The following is an 11,964-nucleotide window of genomic DNA, read 5'->3' as shown; positions in this document are numbered from 1 at the left end:
GGCATTAATAATCAATGATACGTTTTATTATTTATATGATATTTTTATTTTTTTAAAGTAATCATAACATAATAGTAATTTTAACAAAAAAATATTATGCATACATACTAAATTTTGGATTTTATTACATAAATCACAAAAATATGTTAAAGAAAGAAAATAAAAAAAGCGAGAAAAATTTCTCGCTTTTTTAAATATAATTTAGTTTTTTATTCCACCGTTACAGATTTTGCTAAATTTCTAGGCTGATCTACGTTACAACCTCTCATAACTGCAATATGATATGATAATAATTGCAAAGGAATTGTAGTTAATAATGGAGACAAAGCATCCGAAGTTTCTGGAATTTCAATTACGTGATCGGCAAGTTCTTTTACTTGAGTATCACCTTTTGTCACCACAGCAATTATTTTTCCACTTCTTGATTTAATTTCTTGAATGTTGCTAACCACTTTATCGTAATGCCCTTGTTTTGGAGCAATTACAACTACTGGCATTTTTTCATCAATTAAAGCAATTGGTCCGTGTTTCATTTCTGCAGCTGGATAACCTTCTGCGTGAATATATGAAATCTCTTTTAATTTTAAAGCACCTTCTAACGCCACTGGAAAATTATAGCCTCTACCTAAGTAAAGACAATTTGGAGCATCTTTATATATTGAGGCAATTTCTTTTGCAATATCATTTGTTAATTGCAAAGCTTCGGCCACTTTTTCTGGTATAACTTCCAATTCTTGTAAATATCTATGGAAGTCTGAATTAGACATAGTTCCTTTTGCTTTAGCAAGACGAAGTGCCATCATCGTTAAAACAGTAATTTGAGTTGTAAATGCTTTTGTTGAAGCCACTCCAATTTCTGGTCCTGCATGAGTGTATGCACCAGCATGGGTTTCTCTTGAAATTGATGAACCAACGACATTACAAACTCCAAAAACAAATGCTCCTTTTTCTTTAGCTAATTTTATTGCCGCTAAAGTGTCTGCAGTTTCACCCGATTGAGAAATAGCAATTACAACATCTTTATTAGTGATGATTGGATTTCTATATCTAAATTCTGAGGCATATTCTACTTCAACAGGAATTCTAGCAAATTCTTCAATTACATATTCAGCGACTAAACCAGCATGCCATGAAGTTCCACAGGCAATTATTAATATTCTATCAGCATTCAAAAACTTTTCTAAATTGTCTTCAACACCTGCCATTTGGATAATACCGCTATTAGCGTGAAGCCTTCCTCTGTAAGTATCCTTAATAACATTTGGTTGCTCGTAGATTTCTTTAAGCATAAAATGATCGTAACCACCTTTTTCTATCTGCTCCAAGTTCATTTGCAGTTCTTGAATATACGGATCAACCAATGAATCGTCTTTAATTTTTCTAATTTTTAAAGGTTTATTCAAACGTACAATTGCCATTTCTTCATCTTCTAGATAAATAGCATTAGACGTATATTCTATAAATGGAGAAGCATCTGATGCGATAAAATACTCTCCTTCGCCAACTCCAATTGCTAACGGACTTCCTAAACGAGCCACTACAATTTCGTCTGGTTTTTGTTTGTCAAAAACACAAATTGCATATGCACCGACTACTTGATTTAAGGCTATTTGAACTGCTTTTCCAAGTTTTAATTTGTCTTTCTTTTGTACATCTTCAATAAGATTAACTAAAACCTCAGTATCAGTATCTGATTTAAAAACGTAACCTCTTTTAATTAATTCTTTCTTTAATGGCTCATAATTTTCAATGATTCCATTATGAATTATGGCTAAATTACCTGAATTTGACAAATGAGGATGCGAATTTACATCATTAGGAACTCCGTGAGTAGCCCAACGAGTATGACCCATTCCTATGGTTCCATTCGTAGAAATCTCTTCGGCTGATTTAGTTTCTAGATTTGATACTTTACCTTTAGTTTTAGAAACCTTTAAATCGGTTCCATCATAAAGCATTACACCAGCACTATCATAACCTCTATATTCTAGTCTTTTTAAACCTTTTATAACAATAGGATATGCTTCTCTATATCCAATATATCCGACAATTCCGCACATAAGCTTTTGGTTAAATTAGTTAGGTTTTGTGTAATAAATTTTAAGTTTTAACCTTTTATTTTCAGGGACATTTAAACTACTTCCGTACAAAACAGTTCCGAGAGGATTTATCACACTTGCTAATGGTGAAAATTTAATGTTATTGTAATCAGTTATAGGTGTTTGCAATTCGGCATTAGTTATTGCAGCAATAGATTCAGTTACTACTAAACCTAATTTTACATTTTTACTTGCGTTTTCATCTGCCAACAAACTCATTAAATATCTTGTAAGTCTTATTTTGTATTGAGTTCCTCTTCCATTATCAACATCTTCTTTTTCAATTATTCCACCGTGAACTACTCTGTTAAGCTTAGGATTTGAGTTACTTTCGGTCCCATCAAAAATATAATCAAGTATTGGCGCATTGTTTTCTAAATCATATAAATAAATACGCAAAGGCTCATAGGTAGAGTTGATCATCGCTGTACGCTCAATGTAAAATGTTAAACTAGCATCGTTAATTAGCCAGCCCTCGTTTTTAATAGTTTCGAGCTCTTCAGGAATATCATCATCATCATCATTTGAATCCTCACCAAACAATTCAATCACAGCCATTGCGCCATTTTGCCCTTTTAAATATAATTTTTCGTCGCCAGTTGGTGTGTCTGGAGTATTATTTGTCATTGCGGCAATATAACTTGAACTGGTAGCTGTTCCTTCCGAATCAAATAAATTTACCGTATTACCTCCTAAGTTTATAGTTAATTCTCTTCTAATTTTTGCGTCATTAGTTGCTGATGTTTCATCATGATAAGACATTACAATTTTCCCTGCTCTAAAGTTAAGTAATGCAAGACTACCTTGTTGAACTGATGTGTCTGAATTGTCTACTCTAAAATACAAACCTCTAAAATAATCTTTAAATGTATTGTTATTTAATAATTTTCCTTCGGGTGCATTTACAATTTTTTGTCTGAAAAATTCTTTGTTTAACTTAACAAAAATCCCTGGCGCCAAACGCTGCTTAACAACGGTTTCCTCTTTTTCGGAGTCGTAATATTGCAATTTTATTTCATTTGGTTTAAACTCAAACTTATCATTTTGAATTTGAGCAGTAGAATCGTTTAATCTTCCTTGAACAGTATTATAATTATTTTCAAATAATTGTTTTTGACTAGAATAGTAACGTTGCGCTTGTTCTAAACCTGTCGACGCATCAAAATCTCTTAAATAATATTTTGACTCAAATATCTCAAGTTTAATTGGATTAACTCCATAAATTGAATCTAATTCATAAGTTGAATCACCTGTTTCGGTGTTTTTTACAGTTTTCTTAGCATCAATAAAATAAGGCACATACAAATAAACTGAGTCAATATCTACAGTAGCTGGATTAATAAATTTAGGATTTGCAGCAATTAATTCTACCTGAGTAACAAAACTAGCTTTTGTTTTACCAAAAACAGGATGATTGTAATAACCTAATGCATTTGTAGGTAAATTATTAGTTTGCACAGCTCCAAGAGGTTGATTATAAGCAATAACAGCTTTTGTGCTATCTACATCAAAATCATAATGATCTTCACCAATAATGTTTGTTCCTACTTCATTAAAATCTTTATCACAAGAAGCAAAAAGTACCACAGTTATACCTAATAAAAGGGTTTTAAAAAAAGAATTCAATTTCATATTAAATTTTGAAAATTATTATAACATATTTTTATAAAAAGAAGTGTAAAGCTTTGCAAACTCTTCTTTGGGAGCGAAAGGTAAAAAAGGTTTTCCCGAAGATTCTATAAATTTTGTTAAACTTGCAGAAAGATTCTCAGAAGCAATAATCACAGCATCAGAATGATTGATTGATGCTTTAATAATATTTTCATAAGTAGGATTGGCTAAATCTGAAATCGCTTCTTTTGGAATTCCATCAAATTCCACTTTATTTATCATTTCCGTATCCAATGAACCATCAAAAGATTGACTGTAGACAGAACTCACTATTTTAGTTTCAGAAAATAAAGCTTCATCTTTATAATAATGTTTCATGTAAATTGGCAACATCGAAGCCATCCAACCGTGAACATGAATAATATCTGGAACCCAGTTTAATTTCTTTACTGTTTCTACAACTCCTTTTGCAAAAAATATTGCACGTTCGTCATTATCAGGATACATTACTCCATCTTCGTCAGAAAAAGTTGCCTTTCTCTTAAAATATTCGTCATTATCTATAAAATAAACCTGAATTCGCTCTTTAGGTATTGAAGCTACTTTTATAATTAGTGGCATATCAACATCATTAACAACTAAATTCATACCCGATAAACGAATTACCTCATGCAATTGATGTCTTCTTTCATTGATATTTCCATAACGAGGCATAAAAATTCTAATTTGTCCACCTTGATCGTTAATTAATTTTGGCACATCATACGACATTAAAGAAACCTCGTTTTCTGCTAAATACGGCACCACTTCAGATGATACATACAATATCCTCTTATCTTCCATTATGAATTTATTTATTTATTGGCTATAAAAAACATGCAAAATTACAAAAATTTATGCAGATAAATACTAAAGTAGTAAGTTTGTACCCTATTTTAATAAAAACTCAATGAATGTTTTTAACAATAAAGCCGATTTAAATAGCTTCATAAACAACAATAATAGTTTAAATTCTACAATTGGTTTTGTGCCTACAATGGGTGCATTACACAATGGTCATTTATCTTTGCTAAAAAAATCTACTGAAAATAATTCGCTAACTGTAATAAGCATTTTTGTAAATCCTACACAATTTAACAATCAAGAAGATTTGGCAAAGTATCCACGAACTCTTGAGAATGATGTAGAAAAAATCAAATCTGTTTCTAACAAAATTATTGTTTATGCCCCAACTGTAGATGATATTTATGAAGGAAATACCAAATCAAATCACTACAATTTTGACGGATTAGAACATCAAATGGAAGGGAAATTTAGACCCGGACATTTTGACGGAGTTGGCACGGTTGTAAAACGTCTCTTCGAAATTGTAAATCCAACCAATGCTTACTTTGGAGAAAAAGATTTTCAGCAATTACAAATTGTAAAAAAGTTAGTCGAAAAAGAAAAATTATCAGTAAATATAATAGGTTGCCCAATATTTAGAGAATCAAACGGATTGGCTATGAGTTCTAGAAATGAACGCCTTACAAGTGAAGAAAAGACAAAAGCTAGCATTATTTTTAAAACAATAAACCAAGCAAAAATCCTTTTTGGCACGAAATCTGCAAAGGAGGTTTCTGAATTCGTTTCTAAAACGTTTAAAAACAATCAAACATTTGAATTAGAATATTTTGAAATTGCCGACGAAGCAACTTTATTACCTTGTATTAGAAAAAGTAAAAACAAAAAGTACAGAGGTTTTATTGCCGTTTTTGTTAATAAAATCAGATTGATTGATACAATTTCATTCTAAATAAAAAAATTAAATTACCTTTGCCACATGCAAATTCAAGTAGTAAAATCAAAAATACATCGCGTTAAAGTAACTGGCGCAGATTTAAATTATATTGGTAGTATCACTATCGATGAAGCTTTAATGGATGCCTCAAATCTTATTGAAGGTGAAAAAGTTTCTATAGTAAACATTAACAATGGAGAACGTTTTGAAACTTACGCTATCAAAGGCGCAAGAAATTCGGGCGAAATTACTCTTAATGGTCCGGCAGCCAGAAAAGTTCATGCTGGAGACATCATAATCATAATTTCTTATGCTACTTTAGATTTTGAAGAAGCAAAAACATTCAAACCTTGGTTGGTTTTTCCAAATGAAGTTGATAACACTTTGACATAACCTTTTGAAAAAATTCATCAGAAAATGGTTGACCATTCTTATTCCGTTATTTATTGGAATCGGAATTATATACTATCAATTTACAACATTAACTTCTGATGAAATTGACAAGATAAAAGTCAGTTTTCAAAAAGCCAATTACTACTATATTCTCCTATCGCTTGTCTTTGCGTTTATAGGATTTTGGTCGCGCGCTTATCGATGGAAATTTGCCTTAAATCATCTAGGCTATCAAACTCATTTTTACAATAATTTTTATACAGTTTGTGTATCTTACCTAGTAAATTTAACAGTTCCAAGATCGGGTGAAATTACGCGTGCTGCTTTATTAAAAAAGTATGAAAATGTGCCATTTGACAAAGCTTTCGGAACGATTGTTGCCGAAAGAATAGTAGATTTTGCTATTTTCCTGATATTTGTTTTCGTCGGATTTATATCACAATTTGATACATTATATCAATTTCTTTTAACTAAAAATGTTTCGATAAAATCAATCCTTATTGCCGCAATTTGTGGTGTGATTTTATTTGTGCTTTTTGTTCTAATTTGGATTTATGCCGAATGGAAAATCATTTTAAAACTGAAAAAAAAACTCTCCGGTTTAATTGAAGGAATGACTACAATTTTTAAAATGGAAAACAAATGGAAGTACATTTTTCACTCCTTTTTCATTTGGTTTACTTATTTAATGATGTTTTATGTTGCCATTTTTGCGCTTCCTGAAACTGCCGAAATGTCGTTTGACATAGTAGTGATGGGCTTTATTTTCGGAAGTTTGGCAGTTGGTTTTTCCAATGGTGGTTTGGGTGCATATCCATTTTCAATAGCATTAATATTTGGTTTGTACGGAATTTCTAACGATGTTGGAACCGCTTTTGGCTGGCTAGCTTGGACGTCGCAAACCATTTTTACCATAATTTTAGGCATAATATCTTATGTTTTTCTTCCTATATTAAATAGAAAATAATTATTATCTTGCTTGGGTTAAAAAACGTCTATTTTACAGATAAAACTCAATCAATCATATGAAAAAACTATTCTTATTTCTACTCCTTTTTTGCTTCTCATTTAGCGGATTTTCTCAAATTGTAAAAGATAGTGTACTGTCAAGAAAAATGGATAAATACAGAGATTTGACTATTTCTGTTCCAGCATCTTACAGTAAAGATTCTAAAAAAACATATCCTTTATTGGTTTTACTTGACGGAGATTACCTTTTTGATGCTTTTAACGGCGCATTGAGTTATGGAAATTATTGGGATGATTTGCCCGAAACTATTATTGTTGGTTTGCATCAAAATGGCAATAACGAACGCTACGACGATTGTAAAATTGATGAATCAACAGGTTTACCAGAAGGAAAAGGTGAGAAATTTTTCGAGTTTATTGGAGGTGAATTATTACCTTATATTCAATCAAAATATCGTGTTGGAAATTTCAAAATAATCGCTGGACATGACGTTACTGCTGGTTTTATGAATTTATTTTTATACAAAGATCAACCTCTTTTCAATGCATACATCAATTTAAGTCCAGAACTTTCCACCGAAATGGAAGTTCGTATTGCCGACCGATTATCAGCTCAAAAAGAAAATATATTTTACTATTTATCATCTGCAGATGGTGATATTAAAAAAATGCGTGAAAACATAGCGCTTTTAGACACAAACATAAAATCGGTAAGCAATCCCAACTTAAATTACAAGTATGATGAGATAAAAGGAGCATCACATTATTCATTGGTTTTGTATTCAATTCCAAATGCGTTGTACCAGTTTTTTGCATCCTACAAACCAATTTCTACAGATGAATTTCAGCAAAAAATTGTAAAATTAGAATCAGGTTATGTAGATTATTTGAAAAATAAATATGAAGTTTTAGAAAAAACAATCGGAATAAAAATGCCAATTCGGGTAAATGATTTCAAAGCAATTGAAGCCGCTATTTTAAAAAATAAAGCTTACGGTGAATTCGAACAATTAGCACAACTTTCTAGTAAATCCTATCCAAAAGCGATGCTTAGTGAATACCATATGGCACGTTATTATGAATTTAATGGCGACATGAAAAGAGCCGTGAAGTCGTATCAAAATGCATTTTCTCTTGAACCTATTGGAGATTTAACTAAAGACATGATGCTTGCAAAAGCAGACGAACTTAGAGGTCAAATTAAAAAATAATGGCAAAACTTAAAACAACTTTTTTCTGTCAGAATTGTGGTTCACAATATTCTAAATGGCAAGGTCAATGCAACGCCTGCAAAGAATGGAATACCATAGTTGAAGAAATTGTTCAGAAAGAGGAAAAAACAAGTTGGAAACCAACATCTGAAGTAAAAAAAGTTCCAAAACCATTAAAAATTGCCGAAATCGATTCTACTCAAGAAGTGCGAATGGATACTTTAGACGGCGAATTAAATAGAGTTCTTGGTGGCGGAATTGTACCTGGTTCTTTAATACTTCTTGGTGGCGAACCAGGAATTGGAAAAAGTACGTTATTACTTCAAATTTCACTAAAATTACCTTATAAAACCTTATATGTTTCGGGAGAAGAAAGTCAGAAGCAGATAAAAATGCGTGCCGAAAGAATTACACCAAATGGTGACAATTGCTATATTTTAACCGAAACAAAAACTCAAAATATCTTTCGTCAAATTGAAGAAATTGAACCCGAAATTGTAATTATCGATTCGATTCAAACGCTTCATACCGATTATATTGAATCTACCGCAGGAAGTATTTCTCAAATTAGAGAATGTACTGCCGAGCTTATAAAATTTGCCAAAGAAACCAACGTTCCGGTAATTTTGATCGGACATATCACAAAAGACGGAACTATCGCCGGACCAAAAATTTTGGAGCACATGGTCGATACGGTTTTGCAATTTGAAGGCGATAGAAATCATGTGTATCGAATTTTACGCAGTTTAAAAAACCGATTTGGTTCAACTGCCGAACTCGGAATTTACGAAATGCAAGGTTCAGGTTTACGCGAAGTTTCTAATCCATCAGAAATTTTACTTTCCCATCGTGAAGAAGAACTTTCTGGAACTGCAATTGCTTCAACTCTTGAAGGTATGCGTCCTTTGATGATTGAAATTCAAGCCCTAGTTTCAACCGCAGTTTATGGAACTCCTCAACGAAGCACGACTGGTTACAATGCCAAAAGATTAAATATGTTATTGGCAGTTTTAGAAAAACGCGCTGGATTTAGATTAGGAACTAAAGACGTTTTCCTAAATGTAACTGGTGGGATTTCGGTTGATGATCCAGCGATTGATCTTGCCGTTGTTGCCGCAATCTTATCATCTAACGAAGATATTGCGGTAAATAAAGATGCTTGCTTTGCTGGCGAAGTCGGCCTTTCGGGCGAAATTAGACCCGTAAACAGAGTCGAACAACGCATTCAAGAAGCAGAAAAATTAGGTTTTGCAACGATTTATGTTTCCAAATACAATAAAATTGCAACTAAATATCCCGGAATAAAAGTTGTCTTAGTTTCTAAAATTGAAGAAGTTGCAAGTGAATTATTTGGATAATAAACCACTGAATTTTATCGTTATCTAACAAATCCAAATTACTATGAAATCAAAAATTTTACTCGCAATTGTAAGTCTACTATTATTTATTTCATGTAATAAATCGAGCGTTTTTAGTGAATTTGATAAAATGCCGACTGATAATCGATGGCAAAAATCGGATGTGAAAAGCTATGAATTTTCTATAGATGATGATTCGAAATTATACAATTTAGAGTTTAAATTCAGTCATATTTATGATTACCAATTTGATAGCATTCCGATAAATTTTATTATCGAAAATCCATCTGGAAAAACCGAAAATTTTTCAATAGATTTAATGATAAAAGATGATTCTGGAAAAGAACTTGGTGAATGTTCGGTTGATATTTGCGATTTGAAATATAAAATTAAAGAAGCTTCTAAACTTGAAAAAGGAACTTATAAAATTACAATTTCCAATGGTTTCAAACAAGAATACCTACCAAATGTTTTAGGAATTGGATTAGATGTTGATGCAATAAAATGAGAACCAAAAAGCAAAAAATATTCTTATATTTAAAACTATTGCTCCTTGTACTTTTCCTTGGAGTTGTTGCTCTATTTGCGTTCCGTAATTCGATTTTAGAAAATGTTATTTCCAAAGTTGAAACCAAACTAGACCACGATTATCAATGTGATTTTTCAATAGAAAAAGCGGAATTTATTGGTTTATCCAATTTAGAATTTCAAAAAATCACACTTGTTCCAAAAGATGCAGATACCTTAGTTAGCATTGAAAACTTGAAAACTAGCGTCAATTTTTGGCAGTTATTTGTTGGAAACATTCAGCTTGGCAAACTTGAGGTTAATGAAGGATTTATTCAATTAGTAAAGAATAAAAAAGGTAAAAACTTTGACGCTTTCCTAAAAAACAATGACGAAAAAAAATCGGATGACAAACCAAGTTATGCCAGATTAGCTTATAGAATTCTATCTCAGACACTAAATTTAGTTCCCACAGATATGAGTGTAAAAGGATTCGAATTTAGGATGGACGATATGGGCAACAAAGTGGTATTTGATTTCAAACAATTGGCATTGGAAAACAAAAAATTAGCCTCATTAATCAATGTAAAATCCGATGATTTTTCACAAGATTGGAGTATTACTGGTTTTGCCGATCCACGAGACAGAAAAGCCGATTTGAAATTTTTTAACACCAAAAATGACACTATATTAATTCCGTATTTAGATAAAAAATTCAACTTAAAAACCAGTTTTAAATCGATTCATTTTAATTTAGAAAATCTTGATATGAGCAGTGGTGAATTGCACATTGAAGGTTTCGCTTCTATTGATGACTTTACTGTAAATCACGCGAAAATTGCTAAAAAAGACGTGTTGATTAAGAAGGCGCGATTCGATTATCATTTTCTATTAGGAGAACGATTTATTGCCATTGATAGCACATCAAGAGCTCAAATAAATGATATAAAATGTACTCCTTTTATTTCTTATACGAATGATGATGATAAAATTTACGCCTTGAAATTGGAAATTCCAAAAATGAAAGCACAAGATTTTATAACCTCGTTACCCGACGGATTATTCAGCCATTTTAAAGGAATGGAAGCGCAAGGAAATTTCAGTTACAACTTAAATTTTGAGTACAAAAAAAGCAAGCCAAACAACATCATTTTCGACAGCAAACTAAAACCTGAGGGTTTAAAAATCACTAGATATGGTCAGGCTGATTTAAACAAATTAAACTCAGAATTCGTTTATCAAGCAATTGAAAATGGTGTTCCACAACGACCAATTGTTGTTGGACCAGCAAATCCCTATTTTACGCCTTTAGCGGAGATTTCACCTTATTTGCAAAAATGCGTTTTAACTAGCGAAGATCCATCTTTTTTCAATCATCGTGGGTTTATAAATGAAGCATTCAAACAATCAATTGCTAAAAACATTCGAACTAAAAAATTTGCTCGCGGAGCAAGTACAATTAGTATGCAATTGGTGAAAAATGTGTTTCTAACTCGTGAAAAAACATTGTCCAGAAAACTGGAAGAAATTTTGCTAGTTTATGTTCTAGAAAACAATAGAATTTCTAGTAAAGAACGTATGTTGGAAGTCTATTTTAACGTTATAGAATGGGGTCCAAATGTTTATGGAATTGGGGAAGCTGCAGGCTATTATTTCCAAAAAAGACCAATAGATTTATCGTTGAATGAATGTTTGTTTTTGGCAACAATTATTCCGAAACCTAAAGGATTTATGTCACGATTTGATGCTCAACATCAGTTAAAGTCTTATGCAAAACAGCAAAATGATTTTTTAACAAGGTTGATGTTACGACGAAATATCATTACTCCAACCGACACCATTGGATTATTTCCTGTAGCTTTAATTGGTCCAGCAACGAATTTATTAAAACCTAAAGTAGAAGTTATGATTGACTCGACAGCTACTGACGATTTTGATTTTTAAATTTATTTTCATCGCTTTCCAACCTTTTTCATAAAAAAACGCTCTATATAATTAATCAGCAGATTTGTTGTAATTAATTTTAAATAGAATAT

At 31.7% G+C, this 11,964-nt stretch carries 10 protein-coding genes; 7 read left to right on the top strand and 3 right to left on the bottom strand.

Annotation, left to right across the window (positions count from 1 at the left end; all coding sequences use genetic code 11):
* Nucleotides 1-209: 209 nt before the first annotated feature.
* Genes glmS through LG45_RS04615 form a run of 3 tightly spaced genes read right to left on the bottom strand, consistent with a single transcriptional unit; the run spans nucleotide 210 to nucleotide 4,553 of the window.
* Nucleotides 210-2,060: a glutamine--fructose-6-phosphate transaminase (isomerizing) gene (gene glmS, locus LG45_RS04625; protein ID WP_035124869.1), complete on the bottom strand. Its 1,851-nt coding sequence runs from the start codon at nucleotides 2,058-2,060 to the stop codon at nucleotides 210-212.
* Nucleotides 2,061-2,075: 15 nt separating this feature from the next.
* Entirely contained in the window at nucleotides 2,076-3,731 is a 1,656-nt protein-coding gene (locus LG45_RS04620) for a BamH family beta-barrel-assembly machinery protein (protein WP_035124867.1), read from the bottom strand.
* 18 nt (nucleotides 3,732-3,749) lie between these two features.
* Nucleotides 3,750-4,553 carry a glycogen/starch synthase gene (locus tag LG45_RS04615; RefSeq protein ID WP_035124865.1) on the bottom strand — a complete coding sequence of 268 codons (804 nt, stop codon included), beginning with the start codon at nucleotides 4,551-4,553 and terminating at the stop codon, nucleotides 3,750-3,752.
* Nucleotides 4,554-4,659: 106 nt separating this feature from the next.
* Between LG45_RS04615 and panC the strand changes: the two genes are divergently transcribed.
* Genes panC through LG45_RS04580 form a run of 7 tightly spaced genes read left to right on the top strand, consistent with a single transcriptional unit; the run spans nucleotide 4,660 to nucleotide 11,872 of the window.
* Nucleotides 4,660-5,505 carry a pantoate--beta-alanine ligase gene (panC, locus tag LG45_RS04610; RefSeq protein ID WP_035124864.1) on the top strand — a complete coding sequence of 282 codons (846 nt, stop codon included), beginning with the start codon at nucleotides 4,660-4,662 and terminating at the stop codon, nucleotides 5,503-5,505.
* 27 nt (nucleotides 5,506-5,532) lie between these two features.
* Nucleotides 5,533-5,883: an aspartate 1-decarboxylase gene (panD, locus tag LG45_RS04605; protein ID WP_035124862.1), complete on the top strand. Its 351-nt coding sequence runs from the start codon at nucleotides 5,533-5,535 to the stop codon at nucleotides 5,881-5,883.
* Between the two features lie 4 nt (nucleotides 5,884-5,887).
* Entirely contained in the window at nucleotides 5,888-6,850 is a 963-nt protein-coding gene (locus LG45_RS04600; RefSeq protein ID WP_035124861.1) for a lysylphosphatidylglycerol synthase transmembrane domain-containing protein, read from the top strand.
* Nucleotides 6,851-6,908: 58 nt separating this feature from the next.
* Nucleotides 6,909-8,063 (top strand): alpha/beta hydrolase, encoded by a 1,155-nt coding sequence (locus LG45_RS04595; protein WP_035124859.1) that lies wholly within the window; start codon nucleotides 6,909-6,911, stop codon nucleotides 8,061-8,063.
* The gene (gene radA / locus LG45_RS04590) at nucleotides 8,063-9,421 is read left to right on the top strand and encodes a DNA repair protein RadA (RefSeq protein ID WP_035124857.1); all 1,359 of its coding nucleotides are present in this window, start codon (nucleotides 8,063-8,065) and stop codon (nucleotides 9,419-9,421) included. The genes LG45_RS04595 and radA overlap by 1 nt, the downstream gene beginning before the upstream one ends.
* Nucleotides 9,422-9,464: 43 nt before the next feature.
* A complete protein-coding gene (locus LG45_RS04585) occupies nucleotides 9,465-9,929 on the top strand; it encodes a gliding motility lipoprotein GldH family protein (protein WP_035124855.1) in 465 nt (154 codons plus the stop codon).
* On the top strand, nucleotides 9,926-11,872 hold the full coding sequence (locus LG45_RS04580; protein ID WP_035124853.1) for a transglycosylase domain-containing protein: 1,947 nt from the start codon (nucleotides 9,926-9,928) through the stop codon (nucleotides 11,870-11,872). Before LG45_RS04585 ends, LG45_RS04580 begins: the two co-directional genes overlap by 4 nt.
* The last annotated feature ends 92 nt before the right edge of the window (nucleotides 11,873-11,964 follow it).

The sequence above is a fragment of the Flavobacterium aquatile LMG 4008 = ATCC 11947 genome, assembly GCF_000757385.1.
In the GTDB taxonomy this organism is placed as follows: domain Bacteria; phylum Bacteroidota; class Bacteroidia; order Flavobacteriales; family Flavobacteriaceae; genus Flavobacterium; species Flavobacterium aquatile.
This window is presented reverse-complemented; position numbering and strand designations above follow the sequence as displayed.

What these genes read in the sequence shown, in the direction of transcription:
- radA (WP_035124857.1), top strand. Translation starts at nt 8,063, where the DNA reads ATGGCAAAACTTAAAACAACTTTTTTCTGTCAGAATTGTGGTTCACAA.
- panD (WP_035124862.1), top strand. Translation starts at nt 5,533, where the DNA reads ATGCAAATTCAAGTAGTAAAATCAAAAATACATCGCGTTAAAGTAACT.
- panC (WP_035124864.1), top strand. Translation starts at nt 4,660, where the DNA reads ATGAATGTTTTTAACAATAAAGCCGATTTAAATAGCTTCATAAACAAC.
- LG45_RS04595 (WP_035124859.1), top strand. Translation starts at nt 6,909, where the DNA reads ATGAAAAAACTATTCTTATTTCTACTCCTTTTTTGCTTCTCATTTAGC.
- LG45_RS04615 (WP_035124865.1), bottom strand. Translation starts at nt 4,553, where the DNA reads ATGGAAGATAAGAGGATATTGTATGTATCATCTGAAGTGGTGCCGTAT.
- glmS (WP_035124869.1), bottom strand. Translation starts at nt 2,060, where the DNA reads ATGTGCGGAATTGTCGGATATATTGGATATAGAGAAGCATATCCTATT.
- LG45_RS04585 (WP_035124855.1), top strand. Translation starts at nt 9,465, where the DNA reads ATGAAATCAAAAATTTTACTCGCAATTGTAAGTCTACTATTATTTATT.
- LG45_RS04620 (WP_035124867.1), bottom strand. Translation starts at nt 3,731, where the DNA reads ATGAAATTGAATTCTTTTTTTAAAACCCTTTTATTAGGTATAACTGTG.
- LG45_RS04580 (WP_035124853.1), top strand. Translation starts at nt 9,926, where the DNA reads ATGAGAACCAAAAAGCAAAAAATATTCTTATATTTAAAACTATTGCTC.